22 protein-coding genes are annotated in these 24,514 nt (G+C 59.8%); 14 read left to right on the top strand and 8 right to left on the bottom strand.

Features of this window, described 5'->3' with window-relative positions:
• The first annotated feature begins 57 nt into the window (after positions 1-57).
• The gene (locus AAIS01_RS23285) at positions 58-861 is read left to right on the top strand and encodes a hypothetical protein (protein WP_343470893.1); all 804 of its coding nucleotides are present in this window, start codon (positions 58-60) and stop codon (positions 859-861) included.
• 57 nt (positions 862-918) lie between these two features.
• Here AAIS01_RS23285 and AAIS01_RS23280 read toward each other — a convergent pair whose 3' ends face one another.
• The 3 genes from AAIS01_RS23280 to AAIS01_RS23270 form a co-directional block, all read right to left on the bottom strand.
• Complete coding sequence (locus AAIS01_RS23280; protein WP_343470892.1) at positions 919-2,463, bottom strand: phosphoenolpyruvate carboxykinase; 1,545 nt, start codon at positions 2,461-2,463, stop codon at positions 919-921.
• Positions 2,464-2,641: 178 nt separating this feature from the next.
• A complete protein-coding gene (gene hslO / locus AAIS01_RS23275; protein WP_343470891.1) occupies positions 2,642-3,544 on the bottom strand; it encodes an Hsp33 family molecular chaperone HslO in 903 nt (300 codons plus the stop codon).
• Between the two features lie 149 nt (positions 3,545-3,693).
• Positions 3,694-4,098, bottom strand: coding sequence for an RNA-binding S4 domain-containing protein (locus AAIS01_RS23270; RefSeq protein WP_343470890.1), 405 nt, complete (start codon positions 4,096-4,098; stop codon positions 3,694-3,696).
• A gap of 233 nt (positions 4,099-4,331) precedes the next feature.
• Between AAIS01_RS23270 and rimB the strand changes: the two genes are divergently transcribed.
• Positions 4,332-4,814 (top strand): retropepsin-like aspartic endopeptidase RimB, encoded by a 483-nt coding sequence (rimB, locus tag AAIS01_RS23265; protein ID WP_025211286.1) that lies wholly within the window; start codon positions 4,332-4,334, stop codon positions 4,812-4,814.
• Positions 4,811-5,716 carry a 30S ribosomal protein S6--L-glutamate ligase gene (gene rimK, locus AAIS01_RS23260; protein WP_092402059.1) on the top strand — a complete coding sequence of 302 codons (906 nt, stop codon included), beginning with the start codon at positions 4,811-4,813 and terminating at the stop codon, positions 5,714-5,716. Before rimB ends, rimK begins: the two co-directional genes overlap by 4 nt.
• A gap of 122 nt (positions 5,717-5,838) precedes the next feature.
• Here rimK and AAIS01_RS23255 read toward each other — a convergent pair whose 3' ends face one another.
• Together AAIS01_RS23255 and ompR are read right to left on the bottom strand one after the other, a co-directional pair.
• Complete coding sequence (locus tag AAIS01_RS23255; RefSeq protein WP_343470889.1) at positions 5,839-7,152, bottom strand: ATP-binding protein; 1,314 nt, start codon at positions 7,150-7,152, stop codon at positions 5,839-5,841.
• 113 nt (positions 7,153-7,265) lie between these two features.
• Positions 7,266-8,006: an osmolarity response regulator transcription factor OmpR gene (ompR, locus tag AAIS01_RS23250; protein WP_039592639.1), complete on the bottom strand. Its 741-nt coding sequence runs from the start codon at positions 8,004-8,006 to the stop codon at positions 7,266-7,268.
• Between the two features lie 355 nt (positions 8,007-8,361).
• Here ompR and AAIS01_RS23245 point away from each other — a divergent pair, with 355 nt between their 5' ends.
• The 3 genes from AAIS01_RS23245 to gshA all read left to right on the top strand — a co-directional run bounded on the left by AAIS01_RS23245 (position 8,362) and on the right by gshA (position 12,925).
• Complete coding sequence (locus AAIS01_RS23245; RefSeq protein ID WP_343470888.1) at positions 8,362-10,686, top strand: Tex family protein; 2,325 nt, start codon at positions 8,362-8,364, stop codon at positions 10,684-10,686.
• Positions 10,686-11,069: a PaaI family thioesterase gene (locus AAIS01_RS23240; protein ID WP_343470887.1), complete on the top strand. Its 384-nt coding sequence runs from the start codon at positions 10,686-10,688 to the stop codon at positions 11,067-11,069. The genes AAIS01_RS23245 and AAIS01_RS23240 overlap by 1 nt, the downstream gene beginning before the upstream one ends.
• A gap of 272 nt (positions 11,070-11,341) precedes the next feature.
• A complete protein-coding gene (gene gshA, locus AAIS01_RS23235) occupies positions 11,342-12,925 on the top strand; it encodes a glutamate--cysteine ligase (RefSeq protein WP_343470886.1) in 1,584 nt (527 codons plus the stop codon).
• Positions 12,926-13,019: 94 nt separating this feature from the next.
• On the opposite strand, the gene mgrA is transcribed toward gshA, so the two are convergent.
• Entirely contained in the window at positions 13,020-14,057 is a 1,038-nt protein-coding gene (mgrA, locus tag AAIS01_RS23230; RefSeq protein WP_343470885.1) for an L-glyceraldehyde 3-phosphate reductase, read from the bottom strand.
• A gap of 271 nt (positions 14,058-14,328) precedes the next feature.
• Between mgrA and AAIS01_RS23225 the strand changes: the two genes are divergently transcribed.
• Positions 14,329-15,069 (top strand): SDR family oxidoreductase, encoded by a 741-nt coding sequence (locus tag AAIS01_RS23225; protein ID WP_343470884.1) that lies wholly within the window; start codon positions 14,329-14,331, stop codon positions 15,067-15,069.
• A 12-nt stretch (positions 15,070-15,081) separates the two neighbouring features.
• Here AAIS01_RS23225 and betT read toward each other — a convergent pair whose 3' ends face one another.
• Positions 15,082-17,043, bottom strand: a complete 1,962-nt coding sequence (gene betT / locus AAIS01_RS23220; RefSeq protein WP_343470945.1) for a choline transporter BetT — start codon at positions 17,041-17,043, stop codon at positions 15,082-15,084.
• Positions 17,044-17,549: 506 nt separating this feature from the next.
• Between betT and AAIS01_RS23215 the strand changes: the two genes are divergently transcribed.
• From AAIS01_RS23215 to AAIS01_RS23190, 6 genes are all read left to right on the top strand, one after another.
• Positions 17,550-18,548 (top strand): D-cysteine desulfhydrase, encoded by a 999-nt coding sequence (locus AAIS01_RS23215; RefSeq protein WP_343470883.1) that lies wholly within the window; start codon positions 17,550-17,552, stop codon positions 18,546-18,548.
• A gap of 303 nt (positions 18,549-18,851) precedes the next feature.
• Positions 18,852-19,646, top strand: coding sequence for a cystine ABC transporter substrate-binding protein (gene tcyJ / locus AAIS01_RS23210; protein WP_047226834.1), 795 nt, complete (start codon positions 18,852-18,854; stop codon positions 19,644-19,646).
• On the top strand, positions 19,646-20,311 hold the full coding sequence (gene tcyL, locus AAIS01_RS23205) for a cystine ABC transporter permease (RefSeq protein WP_092402038.1): 666 nt from the start codon (positions 19,646-19,648) through the stop codon (positions 20,309-20,311). Before tcyJ ends, tcyL begins: the two co-directional genes overlap by 1 nt.
• 3 nt (positions 20,312-20,314) lie before the next feature.
• The gene (gene tcyN, locus AAIS01_RS23200; RefSeq protein WP_343470882.1) at positions 20,315-21,076 is read left to right on the top strand and encodes an L-cystine ABC transporter ATP-binding protein TcyN; all 762 of its coding nucleotides are present in this window, start codon (positions 20,315-20,317) and stop codon (positions 21,074-21,076) included.
• A 460-nt stretch (positions 21,077-21,536) separates the two neighbouring features.
• Positions 21,537-22,307, top strand: a complete 771-nt coding sequence (locus AAIS01_RS23195; RefSeq protein WP_343470881.1) for a hypothetical protein — start codon at positions 21,537-21,539, stop codon at positions 22,305-22,307.
• Positions 22,308-22,405: 98 nt separating this feature from the next.
• Entirely contained in the window at positions 22,406-23,032 is a 627-nt protein-coding gene (locus AAIS01_RS23190) for a class I SAM-dependent methyltransferase (protein ID WP_343470880.1), read from the top strand.
• Between the two features lie 153 nt (positions 23,033-23,185).
• Here AAIS01_RS23190 and AAIS01_RS23185 read toward each other — a convergent pair whose 3' ends face one another.
• Positions 23,186-23,752 (bottom strand): transporter substrate-binding domain-containing protein, encoded by a 567-nt coding sequence (locus AAIS01_RS23185; protein WP_343470879.1) that lies wholly within the window; start codon positions 23,750-23,752, stop codon positions 23,186-23,188.
• 132 nt (positions 23,753-23,884) lie between these two features.
• On the opposite strand from AAIS01_RS23185, the gene AAIS01_RS23180 reads away from it, so the two are divergent.
• Positions 23,885-24,310, top strand: coding sequence for a DUF4399 domain-containing protein (locus AAIS01_RS23180; RefSeq protein WP_343470878.1), 426 nt, complete (start codon positions 23,885-23,887; stop codon positions 24,308-24,310).
• Positions 24,311-24,514 lie beyond the last annotated feature (204 nt).

The raw sequence follows: 24,514 nt of genomic DNA, 5'->3' as shown, positions 1-24,514 counted from the left end.
CTCGCTCACGACATCCAGAATACATTCTCCGCGAACCCCGTAACGGCAGGACGCCTGATGCTCGCGGACTTCAAAAAAGGAAACCATCATGTCGCACAAACTGACTTTAGCCACCACCCTCATCCTGTCCCTGCTGCTGGGCGGATGCATGAAAGTTCCCGAAGAGCCACCACTGCTGGCGACTGTCGAATCCCCGCGCTGTCCGATCCGGAGTTGAGCTTCACCCCCCTGGATCCTCGCATCAGGCTCTTTGAAGGTCGTCAGTTTCCTGGCCAACACCAGACCCGCTTTGGCGTGTTTGCCGATTCGAGCCCTGATCGCTGGGGGCAACGGTTAATGAAACGGCGCCTGGAGCGAGATATTCGAGGCGAATTGCTTCCCAAAGGCAGCAAGCTGTACGAGTCCGACTACCTTCTGGGGGTGCATGATCTCTATCGAGTCGGCGCGCTCCGATACAAGCTAAATGTTAAAGGCAACTTCCTCGATGACCGCGACGGTGTGGCAGCTCCCCCTTTTGTCGAATTGCGCGCTTTGGAGCAGGCGAGTCAAGCCCTGGAGAACGATCCAGATAACACATCGCTCAATGGCCGAGGATGGCGCCTGTCCGCCGCCTACGACACGAACCCGGTGCCACACGCCGATGGACTGAAACTCAACATCACCGATGCAGACAATGCCCTGGACCTGGAACTCGCTCTAGAGGTGGCTGAGTATTTTCGGATCGGCCGAGCGGATGCACAGGACATCATTACGCGGTTCCAGGAGGTGGTCAGCCAATGGCCCGTATTGGCTGGGGCACTAGGATTATCGCGGCGTGAGCAAGACAATATGGCGCCCGCATTTCATCTTTCACACAAATAGTCACTCACAAAAAAACCGCCCTAAAAAGGGCGGTTCTTTTCATTCGAAAACCAAGCCTTACAACTGCGGACCCGCCGCCTTGATCGCGTCGCTCACGTCGAACTTCTTGAAGTTCTCGGTGAACAAACCGGCCAATGCCTTGGCCGCTTCGTCGTAGGCAGCCTTGTCAGCCCAGGTGTTGCGTGGGTTCAACAGACCAGTATCAACGCCCGGAACAGCCAGCGGCACGTCCAGGTTGATGATGTCCAAGTGCTCGGTTTCAGCGCCGATCAGTGCGCCGCTCTGGATGGCCGCGATCACCGCACGGGTGGTCGGGATGTTGAAACGCTTACCGACGCCATAGCCACCGCCGGTCCAGCCGGTGTTGACCAGGTAGACCTTGGAGCCGAAGCCACGGATACGCTTGATCAGCAGCTCAGCGTACTCACCGGCAGGACGTGGGAAGAATGGAGCGCCGAAGCAGGTGGAGAACGTCGACTTGATGCCGCTGCCCGAACCCATTTCGGTCGAGCCCACCAGCGCAGTGTAGCCGGACAGGAAGTGGTAGGCCGCTTGTTCTTCACTGAGGATCGACACCGGCGGCAGTACGCCGGTCAGGTCGCAGGTCAGGAAGATCACTGCGTTTGGCTCGCCACCGAGGTTTTTCGGTGCGCGTTTTTCGATCAGTTCACGCGGGTACGCGGCGCGGCTGTTCTGGGTCAGGCTGTCGTCGGCGTAATCGGCTTTCTTGGTGACCGGGTCCAGGACGACGTTTTCCAGTACGGCGCCGTGCTGGATGGCTTTCCAGATAACCGGCTCGTTCTTCTCGGACAGGTCGATGCACTTGGCATAGCAACCGCCTTCGATGTTGAAGACCACGCCAACGCCCCAGCCGTGCTCGTCATCACCGATCAGGTAACGGCTTTCATCGGCGGACAGAGTGGTTTTACCCGTGCCCGACAGGCCGAAGAACAGGGTCACATCGCCCTCTTCGCCCATGTTGGCCGCGCAGTGCATCGGCAGTACGTCAACCGCTGGCAGCAGGAAGTTCTGGACGGAGAACAGGGCTTTCTTCATTTCACCGGCGTACCGCATGCCGGCGATCAGCACTTTCCTGGCCGCGAAGTTGATGATCACGGTGCCGTCGGAATTGGTGCCGTCGCGCTCAGGCTCGCAGACGAAGTTCGGTGCGTTGAGGATCTGCCATTCATCTTTGCCACCGGCGTTGTACTGCTCGGGGTTGATGAACAGGCAGCGGCCGAACAGGTTGTGCCAGGCAGTCTCGGTGGTCATCTTGACCGGCAGGTAGTGCGCAGGATCGGAACCTACATGAACGTGGGACACAAAACGCTCACGCTCGCCCAGATAGGCTGCTACGCGGTCCCACAGGGCGTCGAATTTGTCGGCCGGGAACTTGCGGTTGATCGGCCCCCAAGCGATGGCGTCCTGGGTGGTCGGCTCTTCAACGATGAAACGGTCTACCGGCGAACGACCGGTACGATGACCCGTACGAACAACCAGCGCGCCAGTATCGGCAAGCTCGCCTTCACCGCGACTCAGGGCTTCTTTGACCAGATCATCGACACTCAGATCGGTGTACACGGCGTTATTGGCTTGCGTCATGAGATTCCCCGTCGGCCTGTGGCCGAGTGCTCCAAACGTTTTGTAGTAGGAAGTCGCGCACTACTACCCGAAAAAAGTGGGCCGGATTATGCCAGAAAAGCCCAAAAAAAGTAGGGCCCTCCCGTCAGTACGGCGTAAATCCGGCGTTTGCCAGGAGATTTACCTGCGCTGAACCGTTTTAGTGACGAGTATCTGACGGTATGTCGACACCCGCACCGGCGAACAATTGAGCGATGTCCGCGGCGTCGAACAGGTAGCGCTCGTTGCAAAACTGGCAATCGATCTCGATGGCGCCACCATGCTCGATCACCAGTTGCTGCGCATCTTCCAGACCCAGACTGACCAGCGCATTGCCGGAACGTTCACGAGAGCAGCTGCACTGGAAGCGCAACGGCTGACCGTCGAACAGGCGCACCTGCTCTTCGTGGTAGAGCCGATGCAGCACGGTTTCGTTGTCCAGGCTCAGCAGCTCATCGGCGCTCAGGGTGCTGGCCAGAGCCGTGATGTGCTGCCAACTGGCGTCACGTTCTTCCGGGTCGCGAAGGCGGTCGGCGGGCAATTGCTGCAGCAGCAGACCGCGGGCGCGCCGCCCGTCGGCGTATAGCCAGAAGCGAGTGTTGGTCTGTTGCGACATGACGAAGTAGTTGGTGAAGCATTCAGCCAGGGACGTGCCATCGAGATCGACAATGCCCTGGTAGCGCTTGCCGTGGGTGGGATCGACCGTGAGCGCCAGCACACCATCGGGCATCATGTCGGCCAGGGTCGCGTCGGGGGCGATCTGCTCGGCGTGGTAGCGGGCCAGGCCACGGATCTCGCGTTCGCTGGAGCATTCGATCATCAACAGCGGCACCGGGCCTTCGGAACGGGCCTGGAGAATCAGCAAGCCATCGAACTTCAAGGTGCCAACCAGTAGCGCCGCAGCCGCCATCAATTCACCGAGCAGTTGAGCGACCGGTTCCGGATAGGGATGCTTGGCAAGCACTTCGGCGTAGCTACGCTCCAACGCCACCAGCTCGCCACGAGTGTCGCTGTCATCGAAGATGAAGCGTTGGGTGTAGTCGGTATCCGGCAAATCAGTCATAGGGTCTGGTATCTGAGGTGATGACAAAGGATGGCAGGCATTTTATGGACATTCAGGGTGGGTTCCAAGCAAGGCAAGGCTTTGTCTGACGGGATGGGGCTGACTGCTCATCTGAGCCACAGGCACTCCTGGCCCCAATGGCCGATCTTTTATTCGCTGTTGCTGCCATGAAACCTGAACAGGTCCCGCCGCTGCTTCTTGCTTGGCTTGCCGTCGGTGCTGACCCCCAAGGCGCCGGCCTTGCGTTGGGCAGCCGCGGCTTCACGCTTGGCGATGCTGGCTTCGGTTTCGCGATACAGCGTCTGGGCTTCTGGCGCGCCGCGTCGAACAATCGACAGGGCTTCGACCACCACGGTTTTTTCGTCGAACCCGGCGCGAATGACATATTCGTCGCCGATGCGAGGCTCCTTGCCCGGTTTGCAGCGTTCACCCCGGTGATGGACCTTGCCGCTTTCGATGGCGGTCTTGGCCAGGGCACGGGTTTTATAGAATCGCGCTGCCCACAACCATTTATCGAGACGGACCTTGTCGTCTTCTTCCTTTTTTTGTGCCACTGCAATTCCTCTTTCAGCCAATAGTCAGAACTGTACTACCGTTTTTGTCGGGCGCACGAATTTGGTCCGACGGATAGAATGTCGGCCGAACCGACTGGCGGCTCGATGCACGCCGCTGTCGGTCACGAGCGCAAACAGGTGTGTAGATAACTGTCGCCATTTTGTGATTATTCTGCGTGAATACCGCAATTCGCGGGCTCCACGATCCGATGTACTGATCGCAGGTTTTTTTATTGAAGACTTTTGACCATCTGACCGTTGTCGGTCTGCGCGAGTGGGTGGCGCTCCCGGATCTGGGTGTCGCGGGCCTGCGGGCAAAAATCGACACCGGCGCCAGCACCTCCAGCCTGCACGCCACCGACATCGAGCCCTTCGAGCGCGACGGTGAAAAATGGGTGCGTTTCACCGCGCACCTGGGCACGGTGGTGCAGTTGCGCCATCGCCGCTGCGAAGCCCCGTTGGTGGCGCGCAAAACGATAAAAAGCTCCAACGGCCACGCTCAGGTCCGCTACGTGATCAGCACGACGCTGGCACTGGGGGATCGGATCTGGCGAGTAGAGTTCACCCTCGCCTGCCGCAAGTCCATGCGATATCGCCTGTTATTGGGTTCCAAAGCCTTGATCGACGGCCAACTGGTGGTCAATCCGGGTATCAAATACGTTCAAGACAAGCCGGTGTTCCCGGTGTCCACTACCTCTGCCACAGGTGTTGCATGAAGATCGCTGTGCTGTCGCGTAACCCGCGTCTGTATTCCACTCGTCGCCTGGTTGAAGCCGGGACCGAACGTGGCCATGAAATGGTGGTGATCGATACCCTGCGCGCCTACATGAACATTGCCAGCCACAAACCGCAGATCCACTACCGTGGCAAGCCGCTGGAAGGATTCGATGCAGTGATCCCGCGCATTGGTGCGTCGGTAACGTTCTATGGCTGCGCGGTGCTGCGCCAGTTCGAAATGATGGGCGTGTTTCCTCTCAACGAATCCGTGGCCATCGCCCGCTCCCGGGACAAGCTGCGCTCGCTGCAATTGTTGTCCCGCCGTGGGATTGGCTTGCCGGTAACCGGTTTTGCCCACTCTCCCGACGACATTCCCGACCTGATTGCCATGGTCAACGGCGCGCCGCTGGTGATCAAGGTGCTGGAAGGCACCCAGGGTATCGGCGTGGTGTTGTGTGAAACTGCGACGGCGGCAGAGTCGGTGATCGAGGCGTTCATGGGCCTGAAGCAGAACATCATGGTTCAGGAGTACATCAAGGAAGCCGGTGGCGCCGACATTCGCTGTTTTGTGGTCGGCGACAAGGTGATCGCTTCGATGAAGCGCCAGGCCAAGCCAGGGGAATTCCGCTCCAACCTGCATCGCGGCGGCAGCGCCAGCCTGATCAAGATCACGCCGCAAGAGCGCATGACGGCCCTGCGCGCAGCAAAGGTCATGGGCCTGGCCGTGGCGGGCGTAGACATCCTGCGCTCCAATCACGGGCCGCTGGTAATGGAGGTCAACTCCTCACCGGGTCTGGAAGGGATCGAAACCACCACAAGCAAGAACGTGGCGGGGATGATCATCGAGCATCTGGAAAAAAATGGCGGGCCGAACATGACCCGGACCAAGGGCAAGGGTTAACTCATAGGTGGGAGTGAGCCTGCTCGCGATGGCGGCGTGTCAGTCAACATCAATGCTGCTGATCCGCTGCTATCGCGAGCAGGCTCGCTCCCACATCAGCTCTTGAGTAAACAGGTGTATCCCTATACCGCATCCCTAGGCAACAACAGCCCCAACGGCAACCTCACCCGCGCCTCCAGACCACCCCCGGCGCGGTTGCGCAACTCGACATTGCCGCCGTGCATCGAAGCAATGCGCTTGACAATGGCCAAGCCCAATCCGGTGCCTTTTCCGCCTCGGGCGCGGTCGCCGCGGGTGAAGGGGTTGAAAATGGCTTCCAGTTCCGACGGGGCGATCCCTGCACCACGGTCCATGACGCTGAGCACCACATAGGGCGCGCTGGTATCCCCGGAAACATAAGCCGCCACTTCGACGCCCGTGCCGGCGTGATTCAGAGCATTGCCGATCAGATTATTCAACAATCGCTTCATCGACACCCGGCGCAACGGGAACGGCTGGATCGGCTCCAGGCGCAGGTGCACTTTCTCGGCGTTCTGGTTATAGGGCGCGGCCACTTCCCGTACCAGCTCGCTGAGGTCGACTTCTTCCACGGACTCGTCCCGACCGTCGCGAATGAACGCCAGGAACTGATCGAGAATCGCGTCCATGTCTTCGATATCGCGGACCATTTCATCGGTCAGGTCGGTGTGCTCGCCCATCAACTCCAGCGACAGCCGTAAACGGGTCAACGGCGTGCGCAGGTCATGGGAGACGCCCGCCAGCATCAGTTCACGCTCGCGACCGGCCTGTTCGACATCCTCGGCCATCTGGTTGAAGGCGCGGTACACCTCGGTCATCTCACTGGGGGTGTCGCTGATGGGCAGTCGCACGCTACGACCCTGGCCCAGCTGCCGGGCCGCGTAGACCAGGCGCTTGAGCGGCTGATTGAGCTGGCTGACGAAGATCCACGCCGAGGCCGTCGACAACAGGCCGATGGCCAGGAACCAGCCCAGCACGTTCCAGATTTTCTGGCCGCGCAACGGGTGGGGGTACAACGGCACCTTCAACCAGCCATCCCCCAGGCTCGGCGCACGCACCCACAACGCCGGAGGCGAGTGCATGCGCAATCGCACTTCGGTATCGGCGCCGAGTTCGTCCTGCATCTGCCGTTGATAGATCTCGCTGTAAGGCCAGTGTTGCTCGCCCTCCGGCACACCGGCGCCAACCACCCGGATCAGGGTCGCCGCTTCGGCAATCTTCTCCCGGTTGGCTTCATCGGCGGCCCAATAGGCTCGAAGGGTCAAGGCAACGCCGTGGCTGTACTGCCGGTCCACCAGCACATCTTCGTTCATCAGCAAGTAGACAAGCGTCAGTGCCTTGGAAAAGAGCACGACAATCAGCACCAGCCAGAGGGTGCGGGAGAAGAAGCTCTGGGGGAACCAAACGGGGGTTTTCATGAATAGCCGCTACACACTTGCAGGAGCGAGCGATGCTCGCACAATAACGGACCGCGAGTCGCCTGCAGGAAGAAATTCAACCCGTCAGGCCACCCGCTCCTACAAATCACCGATCACTTGCCGGCGGCGCCATCCGGCACGAATACATAACCCACACCCCAGACGGTCTGGATGTAACGCGGCTTGGAAGGATCGGGCTCGATCATCCGGCGCAGACGGGAAATCTGCACATCGATGGAGCGTTCCAGGGCATCCCATTCACGGCCACGGGCCAGGTTCATCAGCTTGTCACGGGTCAGCGGCTGACGGGCGTTCATCACCAGGGCCTTGAGCACGGCGAACTCACCGGTGGTGAGCATGTGTATCTCATCACCGCGCTTGAGCTCGCGAGTGGCCAGTGACAGTTCATAGTCGCCGAAGGTCACGCTTTCATCTTCGCTGCCCGGGGCGCCAGGCACCGGCGCCGACTGACGACGCAACACCGCCTTGACCCGGGCCATCAGCTCGTCCGGGTTGAACGGCTTGGCCAGGTAATCGTCGGCCCCCAGCTCCAGCCCCTTGATACGGCTCAGCTCATCGCCCTTGGCGGTCAGCATGATGATCGGGATCTGGTTGTTGGCGCCACGCAGGCGACGGCAGGCCGTCAAACCGTCTTCACCTGGCAGCATCAGGTCGAGTACGACCAGGTTGAAGACTTCACGGGCCAGCAGCCGATCCATTTGCTCGGTGTTCGGTACGGTGCGGGCGCGGTAGCCCTTGCTGACGAAAAAGCGCTCCAGCAGGCTGCTCAGCCCCGGATCGTCGTCAACAATAAGAATTTTTTCGCCTTCAGCAGTTTGTGCAGTGCTGCTCATAGGAAGCTCCTTTGATCTCGGCGCGCATTATGGCCTAGCTGCGGTTATACGCACCGTGTGCATTGTTAGCAGATTTTTCCTCTATCTCCAGCAATCCGGGTATCAAGCCTACAGACCACGGAGCCCCCTAAGAACGGAACGCTGGTTATAATGCGCGGCCTTTTGTGCCAGGGAATGTCGGATCGTGATCCCGACGTATCGTTTTTTCCCTTGCCAGGCAGCACTTTCTGAATTTCGCGGGTCAACAGGCAGCCTCTTGACCCAGGCAGCGGCGCACGCCAGGCCGCTCAACCAGTCTCGCCGAGCCCGGCTTCTGCGGTGGCGGGTCTGATTTCACAATTTTTCAGGTGGTTTTATGGACAGCATCAACAGCCGCATCGCCGAGGAACTCGGCGTACGCCCACAACAGGTCGAAGCGGCCGTCGCGCTACTGGATGAAGGCTCCACGGTGCCCTTTATCGCCCGTTACCGAAAAGAAGTGACCGGCAGCCTCGATGACACCCAACTGCGTCATCTGGAAGAACGCCTGCGTTACTTGCGAGAACTCGACGAGCGGCGCGTCAGCATCCTGGCCAGCATTCAGGAACAGGGCAAGCTGACCCCGCAACTTGAGCGTGACATCAAGCTGGCCGACACCAAGACCCGTCTCGAAGACTTGTACCTGCCCTACAAGCAAAAACGCCGCACCAAGGGCCAGATTGCCCTGGAAGCCGGCCTCGGCGAGTTGGCCGACGGTCTGTTCAACGACCCGACCCTGGCCCCGGAAACCGAAGCCGCGCGTTTCGTCGATGCCGAAAAAGGTGTGGCGGACGTGAAAGCGGCGCTGGAAGGCGCCAAGTACATTCTGATGGAACGTTTCGCCGAAGACGCCAACCTGCTGGAAAAACTGCGCAATTACCTTAAGCAGGAAGCCACCCTCAGCGCCCGAGTGATCGCTGGCAAGGAAGAGGAAGGCGCCAAGTTCCGCGATTATTTCGAGCACGACGAACCGCTCAAGAGCATGCCGTCACACCGCGCCCTGGCGATCTTCCGCGGCCGCAACGAAGGCATTCTCAGCTCCGCGTTGAAGGTGGGCGATGAGTTGCCCGGCACCATGCACCCCTGCGAAGGCATGATCGGCCAGCAGTTCGGCATCCAGAACCAGAACCGCGCCGCCGACAAATGGCTGGCCGAAGTGGTGCGCTGGACCTGGAAAGTCAAGCTGTACACCCACCTGGAGACCGATCTGCTGGGCGAACTGCGCGACAACGCCGAGACCGAGGCGATCAACGTCTTCGCTCACAACCTGCACGACCTGCTGCTGGCCGCACCCGCCGGGCCGCGCGCCACCCTGGGCCTGGACCCCGGCCTGCGTACCGGTTGCAAAGTGGCCGTGGTGGACTCCACCGGCAAGCTGCTGGACCATGCCACGGTCTACCCCCATGTGCCGCATAACAAGTGGGACCAGACCCTCGCCGTGCTTGCCGCGCTATGCGCCAAGCATTCGGTGGACCTGATCGCCATTGGCAACGGCACCGCTAGCCGGGAGACCGACAAACTGGCTGCTGAACTGATCAAGAAATACCCGGCCATGAAGATGACCAAGGTTATGGTTTCCGAGGCCGGCGCATCGGTATATTCGGCGTCGGAACTGGCCTCCAAGGAATTCCCGGACCTGGACGTATCGATTCGTGGCGCAGTGTCCATTGCTCGCCGCCTGCAGGACCCGCTGGCGGAACTGGTGAAGATCGATCCGAAATCCATCGGTGTCGGCCAGTACCAGCACGACGTTTCCCAGTTGAAACTGGCCCGCGGCCTGGACGCTGTGGTGGAGGATTGCGTGAACGCCGTGGGTGTGGACGTGAACACCGCTTCGGTAGCGCTGTTGGCGCGTATCTCGGGTCTCAACGCCACGCTGGCGCAGAACATTGTCACTCATCGCGATGAACATGGTGCGTTCAAGACCCGCGCCGCCTTGAAGAAAGTCCCGCGCCTGGGTGAAAAAACCTTCGAACAGGCCGCCGGCTTCCTGCGCGTCATGAACGGCGACAACCCGCTGGATTCGTCGGCAGTCCACCCTGAGGCCTACCCGCTGGTGCAACGCATCGCCGCCCAGACCGACCGCGACATCCGCTCGCTGATCGGTGATGCGGCGTTTCTCAAGCGCCTGGACCCGAAAAAATTCACCGACGAAACCTTCGGCCTGCCCACCGTCACCGACATCCTTCAGGAACTGGAGAAACCCGGCCGCGACCCGCGTCCCGAGTTCAAGACTGCCGAGTTCCAGGACGGCGTCGAAGACCTCAAGGACCTGCAACCGGGCATGATCCTCGAAGGCGTGGTGACCAACGTCACCAACTTCGGTGCCTTCGTCGACATCGGCGTGCACCAGGACGGCCTGGTACACATTTCGGCGCTGTCGGAGAAGTTCATCAAGGACCCGCGCGAAGCGGTGAAGGCCGGTGATGTGGTGAAAGTGAAGGTCATGGAAGTCGACATCCCGCGCAAACGCGTTGGCCTGTCGATGCGCATGAGCGATACGCCGGGCGAGAAAGTCGACGGTGCCCGTGGTGCTCGTCCCGGCTCGACACCGCGCCAGTCGCAGAACACCGCGCCACGCAAGGAAAGCGTCACACAGGCCCCGGCGAACAACGCCATGGCTTCGCTGTTCGCCAATGCCAAACAGTTGAAGAAACGCTGATGGATGCGCCAGCCGGGTTGGTGGAAAGCGCCTTTTTCAAGCTGCTCGGCTGCCGTCTGCACAGCCTGGGGGACGGGGTGGCGCAAGTCGCCCTGAGCCTTGAGCCACCGCTGCGCAATCGTGGCGGCAAGCTGCACGGCGGCGCGCTGTTCAGCCTGGTGGACATCGCCATGGGACTGGCCTGCTCCAGTGTCCACGGCTTTGACCAGCAGAGCGCGACCATCGAATGCAAGATCAACTACATTCGCGCCGTCTCCGACGGTGAGGTGCTGTGCACGGCCCGGGTCATTCACCCGGGTCGGCGCACGCTGGTGGTCGAGGCTGAGGTGGTGCAAGGCGACAAACTGGTCGCAAAAGCACAAGGCACGTTCGCAGTCCTATAGCTCCCTGTCATCGATTTGGGTTAATTTCGGCGCTGCGAATGCGGTGTCGGAAATCCTTGTGGGAGCGGGCTTGCTCGCGAAGGCGGTGTATCAGGCGACTCCAATGCCGACTGACATACCGCCTTCGCGAGCAAGCCCGCTCCCACAGGGGATTGCGGCGCTCAGTCCTTGGCAGCACAAAAACCAGGCGAAAACGCCAGTTTCAACTTCACCCTTGTAGACCGTCTTGACCACCCCCATATTGGGGCGACTGACGCGTGAAGGAATTCAACTTGAGCGACCTTTTAAACCGCCGCCTGGCTCTGCTCGGCGAGCGCGCCAACCTCTCCCTGCTCGAGCAGTGCCTGCATGGCATCGAACGTGAATGCCTGCGCGTCACGGACACCGGGCATCTGGCGCAGACCCCGCACCCCGAGGCCCTGGGCTCGGCGCTGACCAACGAGCAGATCACCACCGACTATTCCGAGTCGCTGCTGGAGTTCATCACCCCGGCTCAGGCTGACGTGGCCGACACCTTGCGCAGCCTCGACAAGATCCACCGGTTTGCCTACAGCAAGCTCGGCGACGAGTACCTGTGGAGTCCTTCGATGCCGTGCCCGCTGCCAGCGGAGGAAGACATTCCGATCGCGTATTACGGCACCTCGAACATCGGCCGGCTCAAGTATGTCTACCGCCAGGGGCTGGCCCTGCGCTATGGCAAGACCATGCAATGCATCGCCGGGATCCACTACAACTTTTCCCTGCCGGAAAAACTCTGGCCGCTGCTGCGTCAGGCCGAAGCCATTGAAACGAGCGATCGTGATTTCCAGTCATCGGCCTACATCGCGCTGATCCGTAATTTCCGTCGCTACAGCTGGTTGCTGATGTACTTGTTCGGTGCCTCGCCGGCTCTGGATGCCGGCTTTCTGCGTGGCCGCCCGCACCAGTTGGAACAATTGGACCCGGACACCTTATACCTGCCGTATGCCACCAGCCTGCGCATGAGCGACCTGGGTTACCAAAGCAACGCCCAGGCCGGCCTGACCCCTTGCTACAACGACCTGGCAAGCTACACCGACAGCCTGCGCAAGGCGGTGGCGACACCGTACGCACCCTACGTCGAAGTCGGCACGCATAAGAATGGTGAGTGGGTGCAGCTCAACACCAATATTTTGCAGATCGAAAACGAGTACTACTCCAACATCCGCCCAAAACGCGTGACCTATACCGGCGAGCGCCCGATCCAGGCGTTGATGGCCCGGGGCATCCAGTACGTCGAAGTCCGTTGTCTGGACATCAACCCATTCCTGCCGATGGGCATCGACCTCACCGAATCGCGCTTCCTCGATGCGTTCCTGCTGTATTGCGGCCTGAACGACAGTCCGCTGCTGGAAAACAACGAGTGCAGCAATGCGACGAACAACTTCCTGACCGTGGTCAAGGAAGGCCGTCGGCCCGGTTTGCAATTGCAGCGCCAAGGGCAATCGGTGGATATGCAAGCCTGGGCCGTCGAGCTTCTGGAGAAAATCGCGCCATTGGCCTCGCTGCTCGACCAGAGCCAGGGGGGCGATGCCCACCGTCAGGCATTGGACGCGCAATTGGCGAAGGTCCGGGACCCGTCACTGACCCCTTCCGCCCAAGTGCTGGCCGCCATGGCAGAACACCAGGAAAGTTTCGCCCAGTTCTCGCTGCGCCAGAGCAAGGCCCACGCCGAATTCTTCCGCGCCGCGCCGTTGCCTGCCCGGGAACAGAGCGCCTTCGAAGAAAACGCCCGGCAATCCCTGGTACAGCAGGCCGAGCTTGAGCAGAACGAAGAAGGGGATTTCGATGTGTTTGTAGGGGCGTACCAGGCGAGCATTCTGGCGATCAGTAACTAGCGAGCGAACACCTGTGGGAGGGAGCATGCTCCCTCCCACAGAGTTTTGTGTACAGCCGGCCATTTCTGGCGGATCGGCTGCTTGGCAAAAGTAACTACTCCGCCGACGAAGGTTTCTCCCACAGATTGATCCCACCCTCTTGGGCAAACCGATCGATCTGCGCCAGTTCTTCAGCGCTGAAACTCAGGTTCTTCAACGCCCCGACGTTCTCGATAATCTGCTCCGGCCGACTGGCGCCGATCAGCGCTGAAGTTACCCGTGCGTCACGCAGGGTCCAGGCCAGGGCCATTTGCGCCAGGCTTTGGCCGCGTCGCTGGGCAATCTCATTGAGGGCGCGCACATGGGCGATGTTCTCCTGCGACAGGTGCGAGGCCTGCAACGAACCGCCACCCGGGCGATTGACCCGGGCATCGGCCGGAATGCCCTTGAGGTACTTGTCAGTCAGCAGGCCCTGGGCCAACGGCGTAAAGGCAATCACACCCGCGCCCAGTTCATCGGTGGCGTCCAGCAGGTCCTTCTCCACCCAGCGATTGAGCAGGTTGTAGGCCGGTTGGTGGATCAGCAGTGGGACCTTCCACTCTTTGAGTAGCGCAGCCATTTCCCGAGTCTTCACGCCGGAATACGAAGAGATGCCAATGTACAACGCCTTGCCCTGCTGCACGGCCGTGGCCAGCGCGCTGGCGGTTTCTTCCAACGGGGTGTCGGGGTCGAAGCGGTGGGAATAGAAGATATCCACATAGTCCAGGCCCAAGCGCTGCAGGCTCTGGTCCAGGCTGGCCAACACGTACTTGCGCGAACCACCACCCTGGCCGTAAGGACCGGGCCACATGTCCCAACCGGCCTTGCTGGAGATGATCAACTCATCGCGGTACTGTTTGAAGTCTTCGCGCAGCAAGCGGCCAAAATTGATCTCGGCGCTGCCGTAGGGCGGGCCGTAGTTGTTTGCCAGATCGAAGTGATTGATACCCAGATCAAACGCCGTACGCAGCAGGGAGCGCTGTGTGTCGATCGGCGTGCTGTCGCCGAAGTTGTGCCACAAACCCAACGACAGCGCCGGCAGCACCAACCCGCTGCGACCGACACGGCGGTAAGGAATGGACTCGTAGCGGTTTTCAGCAGCGGTATAGGTCATCCAAAGACTCTCTGTTCGGGTGGCTGGTACAAAGGGCAAGCTAACACCTCACAGACGCATCCGTCAGGCCAAAAGTTCGCCTGTCCGGCATGGGAACGGGCTTGCCAGTGCAGGTGATCTACCGCAGTTGGTCGACACGTCGGCCCATGGAAGAGGCGTCTTCCTGCCCGTATTGTTTGTGATTACTGAACAGTCAAGGCAGCCTTCGGGCATTTATCACCGACAGTAAACATGTGAATCTGGCTTCATCCACTTCCAAAGGAGCCCTGTCATGTCCCCGCAAACCACCAAAGTTGCCATCGTAACCGGCGCCTCCCGCGGCATCGGCGCCGAAATCGCCAAGCAACTGGCCCGCGATGGTTATGCCGTCGCCATTAACTTCGCCAACAGCGCAGCCGAGGCCTCGAAGCTGGTGGTGCAATTGCGCCAGGCCGGTCACCAGGCCATAGCGATCAAGGCAGATGTGTCCTCTGCCGTCGACGTCCGCCGGATGTTCGACGAGACCGAAGCGCAACTGGGCAAGGTGGATGTGCTGATCAATAACGCTGGCACCCTCCAAGTGATGCCCTTGGCCCAGCACAGTGACGAGCTGTTCGACCAGACGTTCGCCATCAACACCCGCGGCACCTTCAACACCCTGCGCGAAGCCGCAACCCGTCTGAACGACGGTGGCCGGATCGTGAATTTTTCCAGCAGCACCGTTGGCCTGAACCTGCCCGGCTATTCGGTGTACATCGCCAGCAAGGCCGCCGTCGAATCACTCACGCAGGTGTTCGCCAAGGAACTGCGCGGCCGCCAGATCACGGTCAACGCCGTGGCGCCCGGCCCGGTCGCTACCGAACTGTTCCTGCATGGCAAAAGCGAAGAACAGATCCAGAACTTCGCCAAAATGCCGCCCCTGGAACGCCTCGGCCAGCCGGAGGACATCGCCAGCATCATATCCTTCCTGGTCAGCCCGGCCGCCGGCTGGGTGAATGGGCAAATTCTGCGTGCCAACGGCGGCCTGGTCTGAGGTTCAGCCCAATCAGCGCACCAGGTGCAGGAACTGCATGTGCCGCTCGTACTGATCGAGGATGTCGTTGATGACCTGCTCCTTGGTGTAGCCCACCAGATCGTAATCCTGGCTGCCTTCGCTCAGGTGCACTTCAGCGCGGTAGTAACGGCGGTTATTGAGTTCCTTGGAGCCCATGCCGCCGCGGGCGAAGGACGGCGTGAAGTAGCCACGCATCTGCACCTGGTAGATGAACGGATGCTGCTCGCCGTGGCCGATCTCCAGGCTGACGCTGTCGTTGGCCGGGTCGGGCTGAGTCACCACGGTCAGGCCTTTCTCGGCGAACACCGCTTTCACCTCTTCGATGGCCGGGCGTACCGTGGTGTCGAGAAAACGGTACACCTCGTCGCGAGACGGGAAATGCACCGCCTGACTCAAGCGCTGCCGCCAGCCGCCCGTACCCCGTCGAGAAGCCGACACCGGCGCCAGCGAATGCAACTGCGCAATCTGCTTCTGGGACTCAAGGTAAAACGCCTTGTGCAGGCCCCACATCATCAACAGCAGAATCAGCGAGAACGGCAAAGACGTCAGCACCACTGCCGACTTCAAGGCATCGATGCTGCCGGAGAACAGCAATGCACTGGTCACCAGGGCGGTCATCGCCCCCCAGAATACCCGCAGCCATTTGGGCCCGTCTTCATCAGGGCTGCCGCCCTTGGCCGACAACGTCGAAAGCACCACCGTGCCGGAGTCGGCTGACGTAACAAAGAACACAAAACTGATAAACACGGTCACCGCGATGACGGTCTTGCTCCATGGATAGGTTTCCAGCAGCAAATAAAGGCTCATCGAGGGGTTTTCCAGGGCGGACATACCCAAGGCACTCATGCCGTGGTTCAACACTTGGTCAATGGCGCTGTTACCAAAGATCGACATCCACGCCAGGGTGAAGCCAAGGGGAATCAGCAACACGCCAAACACAAACTCGCGGATAGTGCGCCCACGGGAAATTCGCGCAATGAACAGCCCCACAAACGGCGACCATGCGATCCACCAGGCCCAGTAGAACACCGTCCAGCCGCCCAGCCAGTCGCTGGGCTCGTTGTAGGCGTACACGTCAAAACTCTTCATCGGCAGGGCGCCGAGATAATCGCCGATGTTCTGGATCAACGTGTTGAGCAAATGCTGGGTAGGCCCGGCAAACAGCACAAACAGCAGCAACGCGCAGGCCAGCAGCATGTTGATGTCGGACATGACCCGCACGCCTTTATCGACACCGGCCACAGCCACAATGATTGCCGCGCCCATCATCAGTACGATCAGGCCGACCTGAATCCACTGGGTGTGGGCGATGCCGAACAGATAATCGAGCCCGGAATTGAGATGCAGCACCCCAAACCCCATGTCCGCGCCGAGGCCGAACACGGTCGCGATGATGCCGAAGCCGTCCACCGCGTAGCCGATGGTGCCGTTAATACGTTTACCGATCAGCGGGTACAGCGCTGAACGCAGGGCCAACGGCAAATTGTGCCGGTAGGCAAAGTACGCCAGGGCCATGCCGACGAAAGCAAACACGCCCCAGCCGTGCAGGCCCCAGTGCAGAAACAGGATCTGCATGGCTTGGCGCGCGGCATCTGCGGTACCAGCTTCGCCTTGCGGTGGCTGAACCAGATGGGTCAGCGGTTCGGAGACACAGAAAAAAAACAGCGTGATGCTGATCCCGGCAGCAAACAGCATGCCGGCCCAAGACAGGTAACTGAATTCGGGCTCGTCGTGGTCGGCACCGAGCTTGATCTTGCCGTAGCCGGACAAGGCGGTGACCACCACGAAGACCAGATACAGGGTCATCGCCAACATGTAATACCAGCCGACCGTATTGGCCGCCCAGTTCTGCGCCGCCAGCAGCCAGGCGCCGGCCTGCTCCGGCACGGCGATGACCACCAGGCCGAACAGCAGAATGAAGGTCGCGGCAAAGTAAAAAACCGGCGGATTCATGCGGACCAGGCCGCTGGGTGGAGAGGACGAGGCACTCATGAGCGAGGGTCCCCGGAAAGCGAAATCGTGAAAATTGCGAACGGACTCGGCAAAGGCAAGCCTCCTGTTGTGAGCGGGCAGCAAACCGACGGTTTAACTTGAATGAACGTTCAAGTTAAACATGAATAGGTAGCTAAGGACTAATCCCAGGGCTGGCCGGTAATTTTCCTACGCTGGTCTGGGAGGCTATGACGCTGCCTGAAGAGCATTCGTTCAGTGTCTAATGTATATGTCCTAGGGAACATGCCCCCTGTGGGAGCGGGCTTGCTCGCGAAGAGGCCGTAACATTCACATCAATGTAGATTGGAAGTCCGCCTTCGCGAGCAAGCCCGCTCCCACAGGATCTTCATTGTCCAGCAATCGGGAGTCCTACCCTGCCGATTTACGTCCAAACAAAACGATTGGCGGTTGCCCATCAATATCAGCGTGCCTATAGTCCATGGATTTCCGGCAACCAGTACGACCTCATGATCAAACAACAACTGGCGCGCTTTAACCGTCTCGACCTGCTCGGCCATCCGACGCCCCTGGAAAAACTCGACCGCCTCTCTGCCTGGCTCGGTCGCGACATCTATATCAAGCGCGACGACCTGACCCCGCTGGCGTTGGGCGGCAACAAGCTGCGCAAACTGGAATACCTGGTCGCCGACGCTCAGACCCAAGGCGCCGACACCCTCATTACCGCCGGTGCGATCCAGTCCAATCACGTGCGCCAGACTGCCGCCCTGGCGGCAAAGTTGGGCCTGGGTTGTGTGGCCCTGCTGGAAAATCCCATTGGCACCGAAGACAGCAACTACCTGAGCAACGGCAACCGGCTGCTACTGGAGCTGTTCGACGCCAAGGTCGAATTGGTCGAAAACCTGGATAACGCCGACGAGCAATTGCAGGCCCTCGCCGCGCGTCTGCGCAGCAATGGGAAGAAGCCGTACCTGGTACCGATTGGCGGATCAAACGCTCTGGGCGCGCTAGGGTATGTGCGCGCCGGGCTGGAACTGGCCGAACAAATCAAGGACACCGGCCTGAATTTCGCCGCCGTGGTGCTGGCCTCCGGCAGCGCCGGGACTCACAGCGGCCTGACGCTGGCGCTCAGTGAAACGCTGCCGCAACTTCCCGTGATTGGCATAACGGTCTCACGCAGCGAAGAAGACCAGCGCCCCAAGGTCCAGGGCTTGGCCGAACGCACCGCCCTACTGCTTGATGTGTCCCTTCCAGAGGCCTTCAAGGTGAACCTGTGGGACGAATATTTCGGCCCCCGTTATGGCGAACCCAATGCCGGTACGCTGGCGGCAGTCAAATTGCTGGCGAGCCTGGAGGGTCTGTTGCTCGATCCGGTCTACACCGGCAAGGCGATGGCCGGCCTGCTCGACGGTATTGGTCGCGATCGCTTCGACGAGGGCCCGATCATCTTCCTGCATACCGGCGGCGCCCCGGCGTTGTTTGCCTATGATGCGGCGCTCCAGGCTTAGGTGAAGCGTTTTGTGTGGGAGCGGGCTTGCTCGCGAAAGCGTCGGCGCGTCCAATGTTTGGTGACTGACAGTTAACCTTCGCGAGCAAGCCCGCTCCCACAGAAACATTCATTCCATGGTTGAATAAGTGGGAGATTTAATATTGTTTTCCAATCTATAAAAGCCGTCTTATAGTCTTGCCACCGGCGTATTTGCCGCGAGACGCACAGGCTGCTTTAAGGCAGGATGGGCAATCTTTTTAATCGCGGCGACGCCTTCTCTCATCCGAAATAACGTCTCCATAAAAAAACACAGGGGCTTGTCATGAATTTTTCCGCATTACGTCGCAACCTGTTGGTGGGTTCGCTGGGCCTGGCATTGAGCGCCGGTCTGCTGGGGCAGGCAGTAGCCGGTGAGCAACTGCAAAAGATCAAGGACGCGGGCGTGATCAACGTCGGCCTGGAAGGCACTTACCCACCGTTCAGTTTCGTGGACGCCGATGGCAAGCTGGCCGGTTTCGAAGTGGAATTTTCCGAAGCCCTGGCCAAGGAGCTGGGCGTGAAGGTCAAACTGCAACCGACCAAGTGGGACGGCATTCTCGCCGCGCTGGAATCCAAGCGTTTGGACGCGGTGATCAATCAGGTCACCATCTCCGAGGAGCGCAAAAAGAAGTACGACTTCTCCCAGCCCTACACAGTTTCCGGCATCCAGGCGCTGGTTCTGACCAAGAACAAAGACGCCATCAAGACCGCCGATGACCTGGCCGGCAAGAAAGTCGGCGTTGGCCTGGGCACCAACTATGAGCAATGGCTCAAGGAAAACCAGCCAAAGGCAATTATCCGCACCTACGACGATGATCCGACCAAATACCAGGACCTGCGTGTAGGTCGCATCGACGCCATTCTGGTAGACCGGCTGGCTGCTCTGGAGCTGACCGCCAAAGCCAAGGACACCGCCGTTGCCGGCGAGCCGTTCTCCCGCCAGGAGGCCGGTATCGCCCTGCGCAAAGGCGAGCCTGAGCTGCTGGACGCAATCAACAAGGCCATCGACAAACTGCGGGCCGACGGCACCCTGGCGAAAATCTCGCAGAAGTACTTCAACGCTGACGTCACTCAATAATGGAAGAGGCTTTTCAACTCGCGCTGGACTCCGCGCCCTTCTTGCTCAAGGGCGCGTATTACACGGTCATCCTCAGTTTGGGCGGCATGTTCTTCGGCTTGTTGCTGGGCTTCGGCCTGGCGTTGATGCGCCTGTCGCGCTTCAAGCTGGTGAGCTGGATCGCTCGCATCTACGTGTCGTTCTTTCGCGGCACGCCGCTGCTGGTGCAACTGTTCGTGATCTATTACGGGCTGCCCCAACTGGGTGTTGAGCTGGATCCATTGCCGGCGGCGCTGATCGGTTTCTCGCTGAACATGGCGGCCTATGCGTGTGAAATCCTGCGCGCGGCCATCAGCTCCATCGAGCGCGGCCAGTGGGAAGCAGCGGCCAGTATCGGCATGACCCGCGCCCAGACCCTGCGCCGGGCCATCCTGCCGCAAGCGGCGCGAACGGCCTTGCCACCTTTGGGCAACAGCTTCATTTCCCTGGTCAAGGACACCGCACTGGCGGCGACCATCCAGGTGCCGGAGCTGTTCCGTCAGGCGCAGTTGATCACTGCCCGTACTTTCGAAATCTTCACCATGTATCTTGCCGCCGCGCTGATCTACTGGATTCTGGCCAGCGTGCTGGCGCACCTGCAGAACGTCCTGGAAGCCCGGGTCAATCGACATGACCAGGAGTCCTGACCCATGATCGTCGTGGAAAAACTGACAAAGCAGTTCAAGGGACAGGTGGTACTCAACGGCATCGACCTTGAGATCAAAGAAGGCGAAGTGGTGGCGATCATCGGCCCCAGCGGTTCGGGCAAAACCACCTTCCTGCGCTGCCTGAACTTCCTTGAAGAACCCAGCAGTGGCCGGATCAAGGTCGGCGACATCGAAATCGATGGCAGTCGCCCGCTGAACCAGCAGCAGAACCTGGTGCGTCGTTTGCGCCAGCAAGTGGGTTTTGTGTTCCAGAACTTCAATCTGTTCCCCCATCGCACGGCGCTGGAGAACGTCATCGAAGGCCCGCTGGTGGTGAAGAAGACCCCACGTGCCGACGCTGAAGCCTTGGGCCGCAGGCTGCTGGCCAAGGTCGGGCTGGCGGGCAAGGAGGACGCCTATCCACGGCGTCTTTCCGGTGGCCAGCAACAGCGCGTGGCGATTGCCAGGGCGCTGGCGATGGAGCCCGAGGTGATTCTGTTCGACGAGCCGACCTCGGCCCTGGACCCGGAACTGGTGGGCGAGGTGCTGGCGACGATTCGCGGCCTGGCGGAAGAAAAGCGCACCATGGTCATTGTGACTCACGAAATGGGCTTCGCCCGGGACGTGGCGAACCGCGTGGTGTTTTTCGACAAAGGCGTGATCGTCGAACAAGGCGAAGCCAAGGCCTTGTTTGCAGCCCCCCGGGAAGAACGCACTCGACAGTTCCTCAGCAAGTTCCTCTCGGCCGGACACGGCAACCAGTAAGTTATTTATATTGCCCCTACTTCCAAGGATGGAAGTGGAACAACTCACACGCCAACGCAACAAACTGAAACTTTCAGTTTAGTTAGCACGCCCGTTGATCTGCGATATATACATATCTCTGGCAATACTTCCCTTTGAGCCAAGCTATTTAGCAGGCTTTTTACCACGCCCCTTCCAAACGAATGAACCGAGGAAAAAGGTGCGTGACGCCGCGCATTCTTAACTTGAACGCGTAGGACATTTCTGAAGCCCTATACAATTAATTATTAAGCAAGTTCCTCTATTGACACTGAAACTGTTGAACCCTTATCTAGTGACCCACAGGCGATGCGAACTATTTTAGTTCTGCGCGATGAACCGCAGACAGGGTCCATATTGCGCAATAAAAATATGTCGCGATGATTAAGCGCCTTTGATTTCCCCGAAACGGACTTCATTTTAAAGCGTCAAGGAGAACACCATGACATGTACGTCGAATATTCCTGAACTGGCTGCGCCCACCCTCGCCAACGTCCTGCGTACCAGCATCAACATCACCAGCGCTGCGCACTTGCAAGTGGCGATTGCTCCCTACCCCGGCATGGACGCGGGGGATCTGATCGAGCTGTTCTGGGACGACTGCTACGTCGGCTCCCGTCTGCTGTCACAGGCCGATGTGCAAAATAGCGTTACGCTGCGGGTCCCCGAGAGCTTCATCGTCAATGGGACCTCGCGCATCCATTATCGCCTGATGCAAGTGGGGCGCGGCCCGGCACTGTCAGCAACGCAACGGGTGCAGGTCAAGCTGGATTGTCCCGGAGGGCAGCCGTCGGCCTTGAGCGGTGATGAAAACCAGGGCCTGGCGCCGGTACGAATCCCTGATGCTATCCGCCGCAAGGGCGTGAATCCGAGTCAGATCAAACGTGGCGTCCCCCTGACCATAGAGCCCTATCTGAACATGGCTGCTGACGATGCGATTACCTTGCGCTGGGGCGATGTGCGCATGGACCTGCCCCGTATCAAACCTTGTGAGGTCGGCCTACCGATCAATATCTGGGTACCGCCGCACATCATCCTGGAGGCGGGGGAAGACCTGCGTCTGGAGGTGACCTACTGCATCCTCGACCGCGTGGGCAACAACTCCCACTGGGCGCCGCCGCGAACGTTGAAAATCGGTTGCGCCAACCCGTATCTGAAAAACCCGGCGAAAGAAGCGCTCATGGCTGCCGAACCGCGCGGCAAAAATCCTTGAGCGATCCGATGCGCAAGAGCCTGGTCGTGATTGGCAGCGAAGCGGCCAGGCTGCTTGCGGTATAGTCCGACCAAGCTCCCCAACCCAAGCCAGCGACCATGAAACACACCCCCGACGACCTGCAGACCATCACCACCACGACCCTGGGCCATTACAACGCGGTCGCCGAGAGTTTTCGCGAAGGCACGCGTGATCACGACGTCAGCCAGAACATCGACGCGCTGCTGCGGCATATCCAGGGGCAAGCACCCTTGCACATCCTGGACTTCGGCTGCGGCCCCGGACGAGACCTGCGAACGTTCACTGGCATGGGCCATGTCGCGGTCGGCCTCGACGGCTCAGCGGAATTTGCCCGAATGGCGCGCCAGGACAGCGGCTGCGAAGTCTGGCAGCAGGACTTCTTGAACCTCGACCTGCCAATCGAACGCTTCGATGGCATCTTCGCCAACGCCGTACTGTTCCATATCCCTGTCCAGGAATTGCCTCGGGTGCTCAAGCAATTGCACGCCACCCTCAAGCCCGGCGGTGTGCTGTTCAGTTCCAACCCTCGGGGCCAAAACCAGGAAGGCTGGAACGGACAGCGTTTCGGCGCGTATCACGACCTTGCGGGATGGCGCACGCTGCTCACCGAGGCAGGTTTTGTCGAGCTTGAGCACTACTATCGGCCTGCGGGGCTGCCGCGGGAGCAGCAGCCATGGCTGGCGAGCGTCTGGCGCAAGTCTTGAGGACAGGCCTGTTTGGACAGGGTGAGCGGTGAACCCTGGGGCGAAGGGGCTTGCTCCCCTTCGGCTCTGTAGGAGCTGGCGAAGCCTGCGATCTTTTGATATTTCGCTTGAGCTTCAAGTGTCTGTGGAAAGATCGCAGCCTCGTTGCACTCGTCAGCTCCTACGACCCAACCACTTCTGCGACAACCGCTCCAATCGCCCATCGTCCTTGATCCGCGCCAGGGCATTGTCCAGGCTGGCCTTGAACGCCGGGTTGCCCTTCTGGAACGGAATCACCAGGCTCGGCGCCGGACCGCTTTTTTCTTCCGGCTGGAAGGACTGCGCCATGACCATCGGGCGTTGCAAGTCATCCTTGCGCGCCAGCAGTTGCGCATCCGCGTTGCTGTAAGCGGCGCTGGTGTCGAAACGTTCCGCCAGTTCCGGGGTCATTGCTATGTGGTTGATGGCAACGTCGTACTTGCCACTTTCCACGCCGGACAGCAGATCCCCGGCATCGGTGACCACAAAATCGGCGCGAACATCCAGCTCACCGGCCAGCATCTGACCCAACTCCACCTCGAAGCCGGTGAGTTTGCCATCTTCCTTGAAGTTGAAAGGGCGGGTGTTTGCTTCCAGAGCGATGCGCAACTCGCCACGGTCGTTGACGTCGTCGATCAGTTCGGCATGGGCCAGAGGGCTCAAGAGGGGTAGCAGGCAGATCAGCCCAGGCAGAAAACGCATGGTCACTCCTTTGTATTGTTACAAGCGACGCTCGTTTCAGGCTCGCTTTGCTATGGTTGTTGCAGGCTTCGACAACGAATGGTCATGAAGTTGTCATGATCTCGCGGATTTCATGAAAAACTGGAGAAAAAAATGAAAAGCTTTATGTCACGCACCGCCTTGGCCAGCCTGTTGCTGGGAGCTTCGATGCTGGCGACAGCCGCAACCCCTGCTCCCAAGGGTGCAGAGGTGTTCATCGTTTCCCCGGAAGACGGTGCCACCGTCGGCCAGGAATTCAAGGTCAAGTTCGGCGTCAAGGACATCGCGCTGGCCCCGGCGGGTGATGTGACGAAAAATACAGGTCATCACCATTTGCTGATTGATGTCGACAAGTTGCCTGCCGCGGGTGCGCCAATTCCGACCGACGCCAACCACATGCACTTCGGTAAGGCGCAAACCGAGGCTACGATCAAACTGGCACCGGGCAAGCACACCTTGCAGCTGATACTGGGCGACAGCGGCCATATGCCGTTCGATCCGACCATCGTTTCCAAGAAGATCACGGTAAACGTGAAATAACACGGTACCCATAAACACGCCCCCCTGTGGGAGCGGGCTTGCTCGCGAAGGCGGTGTATCGGTGAGGGATATATCGACTGACACATCGCCTTCGCGAGCAAGCCCGCTCCCACAAGAACTGATGCTGTGTCAGGCAATAAAAAAAACGGGAGCCCTGACCGGGCTCCCGTTTTTTATTGCAAGCCAAACCTCAGCTTGCCGCTT

The organism is Pseudomonas halotolerans, from assembly GCF_039581215.1.
Lineage (GTDB): Bacteria > Pseudomonadota > Gammaproteobacteria > Pseudomonadales > Pseudomonadaceae > Aquipseudomonas > Aquipseudomonas tehranensis.
The sequence above is the reverse complement of the archived record's forward strand: the minus strand, read 5'-3'. Positions and strand labels throughout refer to the sequence as shown.